Here is a 16,787-nt window from a genome sequence, read left to right on the forward strand (position 1 = left end):
GGTGCCCATGCGAGCCATGGTGCTGCACTCGCCAGGTCAGCCGCTGCGTCTGGAGGAGCGGCCGGTGCCGGAGCCAGGACCCGAGCAATTGCTGCTGAAGGTGCACGCGTGCGCGGTGTGCCGGACGGACCTGCACGTAGCGGACGGAGAGCTGACGCGGCCGAAGCTGCCGTTGGTACTCGGGCACGAAATCGTCGGGACGGTGGTGAAGGCGGGCGAGCGGGCACGAATCCTCATGCCGGGGACGCGGGTAGGGGTGCCGTGGCTGGGGTGGAGTGATGGGACCTGCCGCTACTGCCTGACGGGGCGAGAGAACCTCTGCGACAACGCGCGCTTCACGGGTTACCAGCTCGATGGCGGGTACGCTGACTACACGGTGGCGGACCACCGCTTCTGTTTCCCCATTCCCGCGGGCTACGAGCCGTCACAAGCCGCGCCGCTGCTCTGCGCGGGGCTCATCGGTTACCGCTGCTTGCGGATGGCGGGGGACGCGGAGCGACTGGGGCTATACGGCTTCGGTGCGGCGGCGCACGTCCTCATCCAAGTGGCGCGCTACCAGGGGAGGCGGGTGTATGCCTTCACGCGTCCGGGAGATGTGGCGGCACAGGACTTCGCCCTGCGACTGGGGGCGGAGTGGGCAGGAGACTCGGACGTGCTGCCCCCCGAGCCGTTGGACGCGGCCCTTCTCTTCGCGCCGGTGGGGAGCCTGGTGCCCGCGGCATTGGCGGCGGTGGTGAAGGGCGGCACGGTGGTGTGCGGGGGCATTCACATGAGTGACATCCCCGCCTTCCCGTACTCGCTGCTGTGGGGCGAGCGCAGCGTGCGCTCGGTGGCGAACCTCACGCGGCAGGACGGACTGGACTTCCTCGCGCTGGCCCCGCGGGTGCCGGTGCACACGCAGGTACAGGCCTTCCCACTGGAGGCCGCCAACGAGGCGCTGGCGGCGCTGCGAGAGGGACGGGTGCGTGGTGCGGCGGTGCTGGAGACGGGCACCGCGGCCCCCGCGCTTGGCGGAGGCTCGCGGGCCTGAGTGCTGTACGTCAGGACGTCATGGGCGGTGGCCCATCGTGCTTGCACGCGGGGCACACCATCCGCTCACGGACTGTCTCCCAGCCTTCGCCGCCCGGGTCATCCCGGAACTTGTTGGAGCGGCTTCCGGGCAGTGGACTCAGGACACCGTGACGGTAGGGAATGTCTGCCGTTGCGAGGCTCCAGCCTGGAGGGGGCGGGAGCCTCGCGGGTCCGCGTCAGAACGCGCTGCCGTTCACGCGCACGCCCGGCGACGCGCTCAGGGCCGAGAGGCTCGTATGGAGCACGAAGGTGCCCGTGGCGCTCGCATCGGGGTTGCGGTTCATCGACACGCCGTCCTGGCTGGCCAGGGCACTCGTGTAGCTGAACGAGTCGATGGTCGTGCCGGAGGAGGTCTTCACCGTCACCGTGTCGGTGGTGTTGTTGAGGCTGAGCGTGCCGGTGGAGGCGGCCACCGCGTTGGAAGTCCCCGCGGGAATCCCGGTTGCTCCGCCGAACACCACGATGGCTTTGCCCGCGCCGAGCACCGTCCCCGCGGCGAAGGTGTGCCTCGCCGAGGCGGCATCCGAGAGGACCCATCCGCTGATGTCGACGGGCGAGCTGCCCACGTTCACGAGCTCCACGAACTCTCCGGCGGTGCTGCTGCCGGGCTCGTTGGCGAGCATCTCGTTGATGATGACCGCTGTCGACGAGGTGGGCACGGTGATGGTGAAGGTGCCGTCGCTCATGTCCGAGGCCGTGCCGGAGACATCCGTCACGCGCACCCGTGCCGCGGTGCTGGCCGAGCCGGGCACCGTCCACGTGTAGCTGCCCGTGGACGCGGCCACGCTGCTGGCGATGACGCTCCACGTACCGCCGTTGTTGAGCGTGTACTCGAGCTTCACGTTGGAGACGCTCTGGGTCGTCCAGGTGATGGCCCGGGTGCTGCCGGCGGTCCAGCTCTCGCCGCCGTTGGGGCTGGTGAGGGTGATGCCCAGCGAGGGCGTGCGTGCGGAGACGCCGACCGGCGAGGACACGTTGCCCGCCGCGTCCACGGCGGTTATCCGGTACCAGTAGGTGGTGCCGGGTGAGAGGCCCTGGTCCACGAAGCCGTTGGTGGTGATCGTCATCACCGGCGGATTGGTGCCGCTGGTGCTGCTGCGGAGCACCCGGTAGCCCGCCACCCCCATGTTGTCGGTGGAGGCATTCCACGACAGCTCGATCTCCCTGGGGGAGATGGCGAGGGCCACCGGTGCGCCAGGTGCGGAGGGGGGCCGGCTGTCCGAGCCCTTCGAGAGGTAGGAGACGCTCCGGGTCCCCTGCGTCACCATGAAGGTGTCACCCGTCGAGGAGCTGAGCTGGATATGGCCCAGCTCCGCGTTGGTCGCGGGGTCCTCGGTCATCCAGATGTCCGAGTTGCGTGCCGTCAGTCGGTCCAGACACTCCTGCGTCGGGTGGCCGTAGGTGTTGTCGCGGCCCACGGAGATGAAGGACACCGTCGGCAGCGTCGCGTCCAGGAACGGGTTGCCGGACGAGCTGCGTGAGCCGTGGTGGTGCACCTTGTACAGGTCGAGCTCGCCCACGTCGTTGAGGAGGGTGGACTCGATGTCCGGGCTGCTGGTGAGGTCTCCGCCCACCAGCGCGTCGAACTCGCCGTAGGTAACCTTCACCGTCACGGATTTGGTGTTCTCGTCGGTGCTGGAGATGCCGTTGCCGTTGGTGGCCAGCACGGTGAGCGTCACCTGGCCGCACAGCGAGAAGGTCTGCCCCCGGTACACGGTGTGGCGTCGGCCGCTGAAGTGGCTGACGTAGTCGTCATATGAGGCGGAGTTGTACGTGCCACCGTGGTCGTACACCGCGTCGATGGAGACGGCGTCCGTGCCCACGTCCACCTCGTCGATGCCGCCCATGTGGTCGGCATGCATGTGCGAGACGAAGGCCATGTCGATGTTCGTCACCCCCAGCGACTTCAGGTAGGCCTTGATGGTGGCGCCCGAGCCGGTGGGGCCGCCGTCGAACAGCGCTACACAGCCTCCCGGAGCGATGAGCACCGCCGAGTCTCCCTGGCCGATGTCCAGGGTGGTGAAGCGCAGCTCCTGCGACCAGGCCAGCGTGGGTAGCAGCGCGGTGAGCAGCAGCAGGGAACGGACGAGGGACAGCGGGTGGGTGAGCATGGGCTCGCCTCCAGGGGGAAGGGCTTGCCCTCTGACTAGCTCTCTCCTTGAGAATTCATCAAGGCGGTAAGATTTGATTTCACTGAAAATTCTGGTCAGTACGGGGCATGGTTCCGTGAGCGACACCTGGAGTTGCCGGCCGCAGGGACCGGGTGTGTGGCTCTGGGGCTGACGGAGCAGGGACACACCTGCCAGGGAGGCAGCCCGCTGGCTGGTGCGCCGTCCTTCGCTTGGGACTGGAGGGTGGGATGCGCAGCCTTGTTCCCGGGACCGTTGCCTCGCCGAGGCCCCCGGGGAGACCTTCATGCTCGTGCCCTTGCAGGAGAGACGCTTCTTCGCCGGCTACAGAGACGAGCAAATGCCGCTCGGCTCCTATGCGCTCCTGATGGGATTCTACGGCACGGCCTTGGCGGGCTTCCTGCGCTGGCGCGATGGCCGGGCCTTGCCCGCGCGCCTGACGCTGCGCGACACATTGCTGCTGGGGGTGGCCACCCACAAGCTCTCGCGCATCCTGGCCCGGGACTTCGTGACCAGTCCCCTGCGCGCGCCCTTCGTTCGCTACGAGGGGAAGAGTCCGGCCGCCGAGGTGAGTGAGTCCTCCCGCGGACATGGCCTGCGTCGGGCCATCGGGGACCTGGTGTCCTGCACCTTCTGCCTGGGCCCCTGGGTGGCCGGGGCGCTCGTCTGCGCGCACGCGGTGCGCCCGCGGGAGACGCGGCTTGTTGCTTCCATCTTCGCCCTCACCACCGTCTCGGACTTCCTCCACCGCTCCTACGAGTGGGTGGGCGAGGGGCTCAAGCGGACCCGCAGGCTCGCGAAAGCGGTGGTGGAATCCGAGGGGCCGGCGCACGCCCCTCCGCCCCAACATTCGCCCCCGCCCTGGGTGACGGTGCCCTGAGAGAACCCACGCCTACTTCGGGGGCTCCTCGTCCTTGCGAGCGGGTTCTCCACTTTCGGGCGAGAGTCGCGCCACCTGCTCCTGGCTCTCGGCCCAGGAGTCCTCCGCGTCGTGGGCGTGCACCTCTGCGGCGGCTTCGTCGTCCTGCTTGCTCGCCCAGGTCGTGTGGCCTCCGGCGTAGCCCTCGAGCGGGCGTGAGCCCCGCTGGGATTCCACTTCCAAATCTTTCGCCTCCAGCTCGCGCAACCGCTCCCGCTCTTGTTGACGCTCGCGCTGGTGCATCCTCTCCACGGGGTCGTCCGCCATCTGGCATCTCCTTTGTCCGAAGGTGCGAACGGTGCTTTCTGGCGGCAGCGGGCCGTACCGGGAGGAGGGGGGCTCGCGTGGCCAGCGGACGGGCGGGGAGGCAGGAGTCTTGCGAGGGGAAAGCATCCCCCGGAAGCTGCGCGCCATGAGGACACTCCACCACTCGTGCGTCGTGTTGCTCCTGCTGGGCGCGGTACTCACTGGCTGCGGTGCTGCCCGCGTCAATGTGCCTCCGCCCACGGGCGAGGAGGTCACGATTCTCGTCCCGGGCTACCGAGGCAGTTTTCTCGTCACCGAGGGCCCCGAGCCCGAGCGTGCCTGGCTCACGGTGGGACAGGCGCTCTCGCGGGGAGAGCGCACGCTGGCGATACCGTTCCCGGGCCAGCGCCCGGTGCCGAATTACGGGCCGCTGCGGCCGGACGGTCCGATGACGAAGCTGTCGGCCGTCTTTGCGTCGGTGGACGCGTACCGCTCGTTCATGGAGTTTGGGAGGGACCACCTGCCGGGCTTCGTTCCGTTCTCCTATGACTGGCGGAGGGACATCCGCGAGAGCGCCGGGGCGTTGTGCGCCCGCATCGAGCAGCTCGTGGCGGAAGGGGGAGGCAAGCGGAAAGTGAACATCGTGGCCCACAGCATGGGCGGGCTGGTGACGCTGCACTGCTTGCTACACGGTGGGGCGCAGACCGGTGAGCGCCCATGGGTGGGAGCCGAGCACGTGAAGCGCGTGGTCATCATCGGCACGCCGTTCACGGGAGGCCCGGGCATCTTCGATGACCTGCTGGTGGGGACCGAGACGTTGCGCAACCGGGCGCTGCTCGCGCCCGAGGCCTTGTTTACCTTTGCGTCTGCCTTCCAGCTGGTGTCCGCGCGCAGCGACTTCTTCGTGGATGCCGGGGGAGGGCCGGTGGAGGTGGATGCCTTGGATCCGGCTGTCTGGTTGAAGCAGGGCTGGGGCCCGTTCGCGGACTCCGCGTTGCGCGAGGACGAGGCCTACCGAGCGCAGCTCATTCGCATGTTGGACGCGCACCGGGAGCTGCACGAGGCGCTCGCGCCGAAGCCGGGGCTGCCGGCGGCGCCCTTCGAGACGCTGGTGGTGGTGGGGACGGGGAGGCCGACGGTGAGCGGGGTGCGGATGGTGGACGGAAAGCTGGACCTGAAGCACCCGCCGCGAGCGGATGGGGATGGCTCGGTGCTGTCCTCTCGCGCGGTACCCGTGTTGCCCATGACGTGGTGGCGGGTGGACAGCGACGCCGAGCACGTGGCGCTCATGTCCGACCGCGAGGTGCTCCACGCCGTGGAGCGCTTCCTCCGGGGCGAGAAGGTGGGGACGGCCCGCCAGCCGTATTGAAAAAAGAGCCATTGGCGGGATGCCCATGAAATGGACCCTCTGCGTTGTTCCCTGCTGTTTGATGACCCTGACGGGCTGTTCACTTCTCAGGTATGGCTTGTACGAGAAGGCGGAACGGGCGCCTCCAGCAGTGGCCGCCAAGGTGAAGTTTCCAGATTCTTATGAGCAGGGTTCCCACCTGGAGGGCCCCCTGGTGGTGGCGCTCGAAGCAGCCATGAATGATTTCCTGCCGCCCGGAACGTCGCCGCGGAAGGGAGATGATCCCGTGGCTCGGTGCCTCTCCCTTCGGGAAACGTTTCATGTGTCGATCTGGCAGCCGAACGATAACAACATCTTCTTCGTGCGCTTTACTCCGGACCTGTCGCGGTGTGCTCCTGGTGCCATCATCACGGATGGGGGCGCGGAGTACGCCGTCGATGCAGAAGGGCGCATCCTCGCCAGGCAGTGACGCCTACCAGACGAGACGCGGCCCCTCCATGCGAAGCCGCTTCCGTCTCGCCGCGTAGAAGCGGGAAGGGGGCGGAGGGGTGCCGGGGCTTCACGGTGAGTGCAAACCGGGCCATCGCGGCGGTGAGGCCACGAGCCCCGGGCCAGAGTCGTGTCTGGCACCCCACCTCCGAGGTGAGGGACACTGGCCGCCACCGCCCTGCATTCCGAAGGGTCGGAGGAGCCGCGCATGCAGCCGAGAGTCCTTCAACCCATCTACCTGCTGTTGGCGTTGGTGCTGGCGCTGGGTGCAACGGTGGCGCAAGCGCAGGAGGAGGTGCCGGTGCTGGAGCCGGTGGGGGTGAGCGGGTACCAGGGGGACGAGGGGCAGGGGCTGAGGCTGAGCTTCAAGAGGTTGAAGCCGAACCCGGCACTGGGGCTGTGGACGGAGGAAGAGGCGAGGGAGGTGGTGGAAGCGCTGGAGGAGGAATTCCAGCAGAGGGGCAGGGGGCTGAAGGAGAAGCCGAACCCGGCAACGATGTTGGCCCTGACGGGGATGCTGCCAGCAGAGGCGAGGCCCTCGGCATTAGAGAGTAGGGTGAGGGAGGAGTACGAGGAAGTGCTGGGGCCGGCGCAGGTGGAGTTGCCGGGGACGCTGGAGAGCGCCAGGTGGTTTCAGGCGTTGAAGCTTTCGCCGCGCTACATGGGGAAGGGAGTGAGGGAGGCGGCGCTGGAGCTGTTCAGCTCGCGGGCGGTGCTGTTGTCGGTGGGGATGTCGATGATGCTGTATGCGCTGGCCCGGGCGGCACCGGAGCCGGTGTTCAGCAAGGCGTTGGCGGGAGCGGTGACAGTGGGACTGCTGCTGACCTACAGCGCGGCGGAGCTCTACAACGTGGGGCATGCCTGCCTGAGGCTGTACCAGGAGGCGGAGGCGGCGAGGACGAGGGAGGAGCTGGAGGCGGTGGCCGAGCGGTTTGGGAAGGCGCTGGGAGGAGTGGGGCTGAGGGTGCTGGTGACGGTGGCGGGGGCGAAGCTGGCGAGGGGATTGCCGGAGGTGCCGAAGGGAGGGCTGTGGGCGAGCCTGTCACCGCCGCGCTTCGCCATGGCGGGAGGAGGGGCGAGGGGGAGCGTGATCTTCAAGAAGGCGGGGATGAGCCTGGAGGACCCGGCGAACATCGTCTACCTGCGAGACCACAAGGGGCCCCATCCCGAGGCGTACCACAGCGAGATTTTCGAAAGATTGAGTAACGCGGTTCGGACTTGTAGGTCCCAGGCCGAGTGCCGAACCAAGCTCGTGAGTGCGCTCGACAGGATTGCAGGGGACGTCTGTACGCCGGGCTCTCAACTCAACAAGCTGGCCACGAGGAAGCCATGAGCAGGCAGATACGGTATTTCAAAATAAATGATGACAAATACATTCCAGGGCGTTGGCATTTGAGGATGCCTCTTTTCAAGGATGGTGAGGGCGAAGGCGAGAACGATGACAAGCGCGAGTTGTTCGATACCTGGAGGTTCAACGAGGGGCGAGTCCTGGAAATCGAGAGGCCCATCCGCTTGTCCGTGAAGCCTGCGGGTATTGCGCTCGAATACATGGAGTCCATGGGGATTCCCGTCGTCCACCGGCGGGTGGTCTCGCTCTTCGAGCGTCTGGGTCTTCAGAAAGAGGTGCAGTTCATCCCGGTGGATGTGGAGGGACAGACGGAGCCCTGGTTCATCCTCAATGCCCTGCGAGTCATCCGGTGCATCGACGACGCCCGGTGTGACGAGGTGTCTTATTGGGGACCAGAGGATGGCGAACCAGACAGGGTAGGCGAATACCAGAACGTGCGAGGGCTGAAGGTGGACCCGGCGAAGATCGGGGACGCCGACATCTTCCGCCCCTGGGGTTGGCTGGTGGTCCTCATCGTCTCCGAGCACGTCAAGCAAGCCATGGAGACTGAGGGCATCACCGGCATGAAGTTCCTCGAGGTCTGAATCAACTGCCCCGCCATGGGGCTACCAGACGAGCCGAGGCCCCTCGGTACGCAGCCGCTCCCGTCTCGTCTCGTAGTCCGGAATCAGCCGCCCCAGCGCCGCCCAGAATTCCCTCCCAACCGCGAGGTGCTCCGGGCCGTGGAGCGCTTCCTCCGGGGCGAGAAGGTGGGGACGGTCCAACAGCCGTGACCTTATCGAGATGCGGGATGGGTGGGATTGGTTGCCGTGATTGGAAAACGTGCCGTTGGAGGGGCGGCCATGAATCAGGAACACATGAGCAACGGATCTCTGAAAGCCATGAGGTCTATCCGCGCGAGGGGTCGTTTCACGGCATCGCTCGAGCAGGCAGCCGCGTTCTCGCGAAGGGTATCGAGACAGGCATATACCTCCTGTCCTCCGAGAACCTGTTGCCCTGCTTCGAATGCAGCTTTCGCGCCTGAAAGGTCGCCGACCACCACAAGAGCCAAACCCGCTTCGTTCCAAAGCGAAGCGCGATCGACGCAAGGATCCCAAAAGTTGACCCGTGGCGAATGCTTCTCATCTACGGAGGCAGCCTTTGCAAACCACCGCGCCGCATCGACCGTGTGCTCTCTCGACGCTCCGGGACACTTCAACAACAGACGCGCTCGCTGCCCGAGAAGGGCGCGATCTCTCTTGGCGCCAGGCACCTTCTCAATCACCTTGTCAATGAGCGCAAGTGCCTCCTCGTAGTGCTCGACAGCCTCGAGAAGATCAACGGCATCATCCCAAGAGCCCGGGAGCTTGTCCCTTCGAAGCGCACCCATGATGCGTGAGACGGCCTTCGAGGCAAGTGCACTTGCCTCCGCTTGCCGCTCTGCCTTCCGAAGCACGGCTATTCTATGCGGAAGCACCTCGACTTTCGTGCGCGCTCGCTTCTCGGCCTCGACGAGCGCTTCCAATGCGTCCTGGGTGCGTCCCAACTGACTCAGCGTATTGGCATACGTGGTCCAGGACCATGGGCTCGCATCGCACAGTCGCTGCTGAAGTGGCACTGCCTCAGCGGCTCGGCCGACCGACTCGAGAAGCTGCGCCCTCATGCCCAACATGGAATCGGTGTTATCGCTACTCGACCATTCCAGCGTCTCTAGCGCTTCTTGCTGTTTCCCCGCTTGTCTCAAGAGGTACGCGCGAAGGTGAATCGCCAGCGACACTCGCCCGGCAAGCTCGATGACGCGATCGCAGAAGGGAAGCGCGCGCGCGGGGCGTCCAACGCGTCCCCATGAGTTGGCTAGAAGCATCAGCCCATGCACATCCTCAGGAGCGGCTTCGAGGGCACGGGCGAAATGCCCTAGCGACTCCCCACTACGAGCAAGGAACCTGGACGTCATCCCCGCCTCGAGCCACGGGGCAGGAGACGTAGGCTCGGCACGCGAGGCCCGTTGGAAACAGTCAAAGGCTGCTTCGAGGCGACCGTCGGTTACGGGCGCGATCCACGCCACTCGCTCGCCCGCCAAGGCGCGCCCCAACGCCATCCACGCCTGGTAGGCGCCCGGAGATATCGAGGTCCGCGCCTCGTGAACAATAGCGGCGATGACCTCCGGTTTCGATTCCCTGGGAATTCTGCATACGTAGGACGTGACCAGATCTTCATTGCTCATGACGATTGCTCCAGCCCACCGGAGCGGGCTGTCTTCAACGGCGCTCAGCCCCGATGGCGCTCGGCGACGCGGTAGAGTTGGGTGAGGGAGGAGTCCAGCAGCGACTGGCGCGAGCGCATGTAGCGCCAGGCGCGGACGAAGGGCAGCCAGACGCGGTCGCCCACGCGGACCTGGGCCTCCTCGAGTTTCTGGCGAGGAATCCACTGGCCGCCCAGGTTGCGAACCATCACCTGGCCCAGGTAGGCGCCGATGGCGGGCACCGCGTGAGCGTCGATGTTTTGGCGCTCGAAGACGGTGGGGAAGTCCTCGTGCCAGAACTGGTAGTCGACGTCGGTGAGGGACTGGGGAGTCTCGTTGAAGATGGAGGGCACTTTCGAGTGCAGCAGCGCCACGAGGTGCTCGGCGAGGGTGTCGTAATGCTCGCGAGCACGCGCCGGGTCCGCCACATCGGAGGGCAGGGCGGCGGAGGCGGGGAGCCACTCGTCGGGCTCGGGAGGTTGGTAGAGGTTGAGCTCGGCGATGCGGCGCTGGCGCTCGTGAATGGCGCAGTCGTCCACGACGCGTGAGAGGAGGGGAGCGACGTCCGGGTGGAAGCGGGGCTCGACGGGGGCGAGCGTGGCGCTGCGCTCGCGCAGGGTGCGCAGCAGGGTGTTGAAGTCGAGGTCGGGCCGGAGGTGGGCGTGGGCGCGGGCCTGGGCGAGGCGGGCCTCGTCGCTGGCGAAGCCGACGGCGGTGGGCCAGAGCACCAGGAGGACGGAGCCGTTGGGCAACTCCTCCACCCGGTGGGCCGGGGTGGACAGCATGCGCTCGCGGCCGACGGCTTCCACCAGCTTGGGACCGAAGACGTTGAGCCAGAACACCTCGTAGATTTTGTCGAACCCGTCCCGAATGGATGTCTGCATGTCGCGGCCGAAGAGGGGCGAATCCGCCAGCCCCCTGTCCGCCAGGCTGTGGGCTGAAGCATGAGGAACCGGGTAGCGAGAGGCCCAGTCGCGTACCATCTCCACGAACTTCCGGCAGCGCTCCACCTCCGCGAAGAAGGAGAGGGGCTGCTCCATGAGCGAGATGCCCAGTTCGGGAGGGAGCGGCGGAAAATAGATCCTGAGCCGCATATACAGCGCGGGCCACTTCGTGCGTTGGAGCACGATGGAGGTGCTCTTTTCGCTGCGCTTCTCCTCCAGGGACTTCCAGATGGCGGCGCGGGAGTATTTGCGCCGCCGCTTGCCTTCAACGACGTCCGGCATCCACCCGTCCGCGTATTCCTCGAGCGCTTGGATGACGGGCTCTAGCTCGCGCTCGAGTGCCGCCTGCTGATCGAAGACTCCGTCGAATGTGAGAAGGAGGCTATCCTCTGGACTCAAGTCGCGAAACTCCAGCACCTTCATTGGAACAGCACCTCCACTCCCGGAACCTCTTTGCGAGCTTCGTTCACGGCTCTATTCAAAAAATCGATAATCCCAGGCTTGAGGGCGCCGCCCTCATAGACGAGGCGAACCCTTTGGACCGGCACCTTGCTGCCGTCTTTGAGCAGTGGTTGGAGGGCGGGCCGACGGATGTCCAGCGTTCCGCCGTAGTATCCCAGGGCGTCACTCGCATCTGCTTTCATCTGCGCCGTCAAGGTTTCTTCCCCCAACAGGGAGAGGTCACGGCTTTTGAAGCTGAATGTCTCCACGCGGGGCAGTGTGCCAGCGGGTGTGCCCTCTTCGATGACGAGCACATCGGCGAAGCGCAGGCCGCTCTCCGGTTTCCTCACGCCCACATAGGTTTCGATGCGAGGCCGGTCGAAATCCGCGAGGAAGCGGCGCTTGGCCCTGGGCAGGGCTGCGTCGGCGCGCAGCAGTTTCACTATGAGGCGCTCGAAGGCCAGCCCCCGGGCGAACCATCCCCGCATCCGCTCGTAGCCCACCCACTTCAGGGGTGGTTTCACCGCCGTCCCCTGCTCCAATTCCGTGAGGCGCTTGTCGTAATAGGCGATGTACTCGCTCAACAGGGGATGGCCCTGGGCTCCTGACGGAGGGGCTTCGAGGGTGGGGCGCTGCTCCTTCAACAGGGCCACGTCCCCGGACAGGCGCGGGCCCGAGGATTCGAACTCCACGCGCCGCAGCTTGGCTTCCACCACCTCCAGGGTGAGGCTCGCCTCCCCGTCCACCAGCGAGGACAGGCCCGACGGGTGCTGGCCAGCAGGAGTCCGCTTCGGGGAGGGGCGCGCCGTGTCGTTCGCTACGGAGGCCACTTCTCCGGGGCCCTTGCTCGCCCCTCCCCTTGCCGCCGGGGAGCCCGAGCGCTCGGGCCTGGCCTGGGACAGCCAGGCTTGCGCCTTGGCTACATCCCCTCGTGCCTCGCGCAGGGCCAGGGCGGCGTCCACTCCTCCCACGGCCGCGAGTTCGCCCGCCTTCCGGCTGGTGCGGATGTACCTGGCCATCTCCCGCAGGCCATCTACGCCCAGCCGTGCCTCCCACTGCCGCGCCATCTCCTGAAGGGCGCGCAGGCGCAGCTCGGACGGCTGGAGTCCGCGCATGGCTCCCGTACTACCGCGGGCCTGGGAGAGGATGCGCAGGCCCTTGCCGCCCGCGTACAGGGACACCAGCAGCGCCGCCGGTGCCAGCTCGCGCGTAGCCTGCTCGTACTGGCCCTGGGAGAGGGTGTAGGCCCCGTGGCTCGTGCCGGCCACCAGGTGGTAGAAGCCCAGCGGCACGCCAAACGTCAGAGAGTCGAAGCTGCCCACCACCACATTGCTCGGGGCGAAGTGCTGCAGGCGCCGGGCCCGTTCCACCTCGTCGAAGGCCCGCTGGTAGGGCAGAGGCAACTGCCCCCTCAGGGTGGACAGTGCCATGAACCGGGCGTTCTGGCTCGCATCGCTGCTGGAGAGCGCGTCGCGGGCGGTGCGGCCCAGGCCCCGTAGCACGTCGCTGGCCTGCTCGGCCCGGTCCGGGTACTGGGAGAGCGGCATGCCCCGTGTCTCCAACTCCTCGCGCACGGTTGGCATGAGGGCCAGCGTCTGTCCCAACTGCTTGTCCGCGGCCAGCAGCCGCAGCACCTCCCGCACCTCGTCGTCGTGGGCCGAGTGCAGGAGGAAGAGGATGGGCACCTCGGCCTGCACGGGGCCGAACAGCTCGGTGGCGGTGAGGAGGAAGGCGGCGCGCTTGCGCTGCAGTAGGGAGGCGGCGTCGTCGCGCACGGGTCCCAGGGCACCCAGTCGCACGGCGCCCCAGTCCTCCAGGGCCTCCACCAACCGGGGCATGTCCACCCCTTGCTGCACCTGGACGAATTCGGCGGGCGAGCACCCCAGCAAGGGCGCCAGCAATTCCTCGTCTCGGGCCGACAGGTCGGGCCAGCCCGGAGGCAGCGCCACGCCCGCACAAGAGGATGGGGCCGGAGCGGCGCCTTGTGCCATGTCCTGCCAGGGCACCTCTTCCCACGGAGTGGCGCCCGAGCTCTGCATGGGGAAACCGCCCGCGCCTCCCGCCGTCTCTGCCTGTACTGGAGCGGTGGCAGGCCGCCGGGAGGCGGAATGGGAGCGTGAGTGGAGGCCGAAGCCGCTCGTCAGACTCCCTCGTGGGTGGCCCGTGGCGCAACCTCCGAGCAGCACCAGCAGAGCCAGGGCCAGCAGAGCCGGGCCCACGGGCCGCTCTGTTCTCCAAGACACCTGCACGCCAGCTGTGGGACCCGGCCGCACGCAGACCGGGTGAGAGCCAACACGATGGGTGGTCATGCAGCACCTCTTCCGCCAGCCGTGAGTGCTGGCATCCAGAATGACACCGAAACACCGGTGCACCCGCCGAGGCAATGCGTGGGTGGTTGGTGGAGGCCTTGAGGGATTGGTTGGAACTCGTGGCACGAGCCGCTACGGGAATGTGACGTTACCGAGGGTGATGGTGTGCTTCTTGTCCTCGTCCCAGAGCGAGAGGGTGTATGTGCCCCGCGCCTCTATCGCCGAGGCCAGCACCTCCACCACTACGCGGCCCCTTGGCCGGAGTTCCTCCCCGGTGCCTGCTCTACCCGGGAGAATTGGTTCTGGCTGCCAGAGGGGCATTGGCTTCAACACGTCGCCATTGGGGCCGCGCAGCACCGCGCCCGCCGCCATCCAGGGCTCCATGCCGGGATTCTCCAGCCACACTTCCACCGCGACGCGGCCCTCGGCGCGGTAGCTACGGACTTCGTATGGCATGAGGGCATTTTCTTTCGGCGTGGTGACGCTGTCCGACAGGTCCCTGATGGTGATGCCATTCTTTCCCAGCAACCCCGAGGCAATCGTGCCCCTGAGCCCCTCGGGTACACTGCGCTCGGCGCGCAACTGCCGCACCTCCTCGCGGCATTGCTGGGTCTCTGCCTGGGCCGCCTTCTCCGCCTCCTGGCAGGACTCCACCGGACGGGGCTCACGAGACACCTTCACCTGCGACCGGCCCAGCCCCGGGTGCGCCAGCAAGAGGAAACTGGCGCACTTGGGGGCCGCGTTGTCCGCGAAGCACACCTCCACCTTGAAACGCTCCCCGGCCTCCAGGTTCTCCGGCGGCACCAAGAAGAGGCTTTGCTGTCCGGGGGCCACGTCTTCAAAGCGCTCCCGCTCTTCGAGCCTCACGGACTCTGGTTGAAGCGGCGCGTCGAAGCGGAACGTGAGGGGCACGTCCGGACTGATACACACCACGTGCGCCTTCGCGGTGTTCTCGGCCGTCAGGGTGATGTGAGGGCTGGCCGCTTCACATGCGTCTGGCTGGGGCGGTGCGGCGGCCTCGGACGAAGAGGCGAGGAGAACCAGCGCGAGCTGGCCCACGAGGGACGCGAGGGGCACGGGGAGTCAACCTCCAAGGCGAGGCGGGGCGTGGAGACCCGAGGCGTTGGCCTCTACCACACCTCCCCGCCTCCCTGCGGCCCATGTAGGCGCTACTTGAATCGGTCCACCGCCCGGATGTACTGCGTGGAAAGGACCACGGCGGCGTCGGCGGGGCCTCCAACGTCGTACCGTTCGGCGCCGAGTGTCTCCTCGTCGCGGTGGATCAACTCCATGCAGACCGGGTACGTCTTCCCGGTATGTGTCCTGGCTTGCGTAAAGCGGCCGTAGACGCGCTCCGGCCCCAGGTAGAGCCGTCCGGTGAGGTGGACCGGGTCCAATTGCCCCAGTCGGTCCACTGTCCGCACCGGGGTGGACTCGCGCACGGTGACGCGTTTGACGCCACCCTCGACGGGGAAGGCGACACCTGCCGTGTCGCCGATGGCGATGCCCAGCTCCTTCATGGCCTTCAAGGCCTCGGGAGGGCAGTCGGCGGGCCTCGGCGGTGGGCGCACAACCTGCGGCGTGCTGGTGCAACTGGTGAGCAACACGATGCAGAAGCCCACTACGCATGTCTCCTGGCGGGTGGGCACACAGGGCAATGCCTTTCGCTGCGGCCTCGGGGTGGGCTTCTCTTCGGACTTCAAGCGGGCGTCATTCTCGCGGAGCATGGTGGCGAAGGTGGACGCGGGAGGAGGGTCCAGGACTGTGGCCGCGCCCCCTCCAGCTTCGGACGGCCCTTTCGATGCCGCCACTTCGCGGACCAGATAGGCGTGCAGCGTCGGGTTGCTCGCCAACCTCCCGGCAGGGAGTGGCTCCTCTGGTAACGCCGGAGCTGGCGTCGCTGCCGTGCGGCCCTTCACGGCCCACGCGCCCACCAGCACCCCCACGCCCAGCAGCACCACCGCGAGCGCCACCATTGCCGCGTGAATCGGCGTCATGCCCGCGGTGAGCCGCGAACGCGCGTGTGCACGGCGGACAGGGCTCGGCGGAGCGTGTGATACGCCCTGAGCCCCATTCTCGTGGGCTGGGGAGGGCGCGGCGGCTTCAGCCACCGGAGGCGGTGACGCTCCCGGGGCAGGCCCGGCCATCACCGCCGCATCTGGCGCTTCACCAACGGGCGCGGACCTGGCCGCCTCCTGTGCAGGGACGGGTTCAGGGACGGGTGGCTCCACGACGGCAGGGCCGCATTCGTGCCGCGCGGGTGCTGGCCCGCGCCTGGTTTTCTGTCCCCGCCGCAGCGGGCCCGCGGTCCACCGCTGGGCCTCCTTCGCCCCCGCATCGCCTGGTGCCATTCCAGGCACGTCCTCGGTAGGCGCTAGCTCCGGCGCCTCCACGTCCACCAGCGGCAGCACCCAGCTCTCGTCCGCCCCGGCCAGCGCCGCCTCCAGTGCTCCCGCCAGCTCCACGCACGTGGCGAAGCGAGCTCCCCGCTCCTTCTCCAACATGCGCATGCAGAGCTCGCTGAGCACCGGGGGCACGCGCGGGTTCACCTCGCGAGGCGCCTTGGGCCTCACCGTGAGGATGCGCTCGTTGAGTGCGCCCACGTAGCGCTGGCCAAAGGGCAGCACGTCCGTGAGCAGCCAGTAGAGGATGACGCCCAGGGCCCACAACTCATCCCCCGCGTCGGGCGTGTAGCGTGCCTGTCCGTCCGCGTGCTCCCGCTCGAAGCGCAGGGCCTCGGGGCTGCGGTACTCGGGTGTGCCCGGTGGGAGCGTCTCACCCGTCAGCGTCGGCTCTCCCGCCAGCCAGCCGATTCCGAAGTCCACCAGCATGGGCACCCCATCCGAGGTGCGCAGCAGGATGTTCTCCCGCTTGAGGTCGCGGTGCAGCACGCCCCGGGCGTGGATGTCCGCCAGCGCTCGCACCACCTCCAGCAGCACGCGGGCCACGCACCGCGCACAGGGGTTGTCCTCCAGTGCCCACTCCTCCAGCGTCCGGCCCGCGACGAAGTCCATGACGAAGAAGAGGTGTCCATGGACGGCATGCGGCCATCTGCCCCAGGTGTGTAGGCGCACCACGTTGCGGTGCAGGAGGTGCCGGAGGATGTTGATTTCGCGCTGACCCCGAGCGTCCAGGGAACGGGCGCGCAACAGCTTGAGGGCGAAGAAGCGCCCTTCTCGCACCACCTTGTAGACGAGCCCGTGGCCTCCGGAGCCCAGTGGCGCCACGATCTCGTAGCCCTCCACCTTGTCTCCGCGGGCGGGGAAGGGGAAGGATGCATTCTCTACAGGTGGGGCCAGCTTCATGACCTCGGAGGTTAGCA

At 67.4% G+C, this 16,787-nt stretch carries 13 protein-coding genes; 6 read left to right on the forward strand and 7 right to left on the reverse strand.

Features of this window, described 5'->3' with window-relative positions:
• Positions 1-7: 7 nt before the first annotated feature.
• Positions 8-1,030 (forward strand): zinc-dependent alcohol dehydrogenase family protein, encoded by a 1,023-nt coding sequence (locus tag OV287_RS03905; RefSeq protein ID WP_267532619.1) that lies wholly within the window; start codon positions 8-10, stop codon positions 1,028-1,030.
• 217 nt (positions 1,031-1,247) lie between these two features.
• Here the strand turns inward: OV287_RS03905 and OV287_RS03910 are convergent, their stop codons facing one another.
• On the reverse strand, positions 1,248-3,182 hold the full coding sequence (locus tag OV287_RS03910) for a lamin tail domain-containing protein (protein WP_267532620.1): 1,935 nt from the start codon (positions 3,180-3,182) through the stop codon (positions 1,248-1,250).
• 304 nt (positions 3,183-3,486) lie between these two features.
• Between OV287_RS03910 and OV287_RS03915 the strand changes: the two genes are divergently transcribed.
• Positions 3,487-4,080, forward strand: a complete 594-nt coding sequence (locus tag OV287_RS03915) for a DUF1360 domain-containing protein (protein WP_267532621.1) — start codon at positions 3,487-3,489, stop codon at positions 4,078-4,080.
• A gap of 12 nt (positions 4,081-4,092) precedes the next feature.
• Here OV287_RS03915 and OV287_RS03920 read toward each other — a convergent pair whose 3' ends face one another.
• Positions 4,093-4,386 carry a hypothetical protein gene (locus OV287_RS03920; RefSeq protein WP_267532622.1) on the reverse strand — a complete coding sequence of 98 codons (294 nt, stop codon included), beginning with the start codon at positions 4,384-4,386 and terminating at the stop codon, positions 4,093-4,095.
• Between the two features lie 145 nt (positions 4,387-4,531).
• Here OV287_RS03920 and OV287_RS03925 point away from each other — a divergent pair, with 145 nt between their 5' ends.
• The 4 genes from OV287_RS03925 (at position 4,532) to OV287_RS03940 (ending at position 8,134) form a co-directional block, all read left to right on the forward strand.
• Positions 4,532-5,734 (forward strand): lipase family alpha/beta hydrolase, encoded by a 1,203-nt coding sequence (locus OV287_RS03925; protein ID WP_267532623.1) that lies wholly within the window; start codon positions 4,532-4,534, stop codon positions 5,732-5,734.
• Between the two features lie 301 nt (positions 5,735-6,035).
• The gene (locus tag OV287_RS03930) at positions 6,036-6,182 is read left to right on the forward strand and encodes a hypothetical protein (protein WP_267532624.1); all 147 of its coding nucleotides are present in this window, start codon (positions 6,036-6,038) and stop codon (positions 6,180-6,182) included.
• Positions 6,183-6,410: 228 nt separating this feature from the next.
• Positions 6,411-7,535: an AHH domain-containing protein gene (locus tag OV287_RS03935; RefSeq protein ID WP_267532625.1), complete on the forward strand. Its 1,125-nt coding sequence runs from the start codon at positions 6,411-6,413 to the stop codon at positions 7,533-7,535.
• Positions 7,536-7,600: 65 nt separating this feature from the next.
• Complete coding sequence (locus OV287_RS03940; protein WP_267532626.1) at positions 7,601-8,134, forward strand: imm11 family protein; 534 nt, start codon at positions 7,601-7,603, stop codon at positions 8,132-8,134.
• A 263-nt stretch (positions 8,135-8,397) separates the two neighbouring features.
• Here the strand turns inward: OV287_RS03940 and OV287_RS03945 are convergent, their stop codons facing one another.
• The 5 genes from OV287_RS03945 to OV287_RS03965 form a co-directional block, all read right to left on the reverse strand.
• Positions 8,398-9,753 carry a tetratricopeptide repeat protein gene (locus tag OV287_RS03945; RefSeq protein WP_267532627.1) on the reverse strand — a complete coding sequence of 452 codons (1,356 nt, stop codon included), beginning with the start codon at positions 9,751-9,753 and terminating at the stop codon, positions 8,398-8,400.
• Between the two features lie 44 nt (positions 9,754-9,797).
• Positions 9,798-11,138, reverse strand: coding sequence for a hypothetical protein (locus tag OV287_RS03950; RefSeq protein ID WP_267532628.1), 1,341 nt, complete (start codon positions 11,136-11,138; stop codon positions 9,798-9,800).
• Positions 11,135-13,147, reverse strand: coding sequence for a hypothetical protein (locus tag OV287_RS03955; RefSeq protein WP_267532629.1), 2,013 nt, complete (start codon positions 13,145-13,147; stop codon positions 11,135-11,137). Before OV287_RS03955 ends, OV287_RS03950 begins: the two co-directional genes overlap by 4 nt.
• Before the next feature lie 450 nt (positions 13,148-13,597).
• Positions 13,598-14,542, reverse strand: coding sequence for a DUF2381 family protein (locus tag OV287_RS03960; RefSeq protein WP_267532630.1), 945 nt, complete (start codon positions 14,540-14,542; stop codon positions 13,598-13,600).
• A 92-nt stretch (positions 14,543-14,634) separates the two neighbouring features.
• Positions 14,635-16,770: a serine/threonine protein kinase gene (locus tag OV287_RS03965; RefSeq protein WP_267532631.1), complete on the reverse strand. Its 2,136-nt coding sequence runs from the start codon at positions 16,768-16,770 to the stop codon at positions 14,635-14,637.
• Positions 16,771-16,787: the final 17 nt, after the last annotated feature.

This window comes from Archangium lansingense (assembly GCF_026626635.1).
In the GTDB taxonomy this organism is placed as follows: Bacteria; Myxococcota; Myxococcia; order Myxococcales; family Myxococcaceae; genus Archangium; species Archangium lansingense.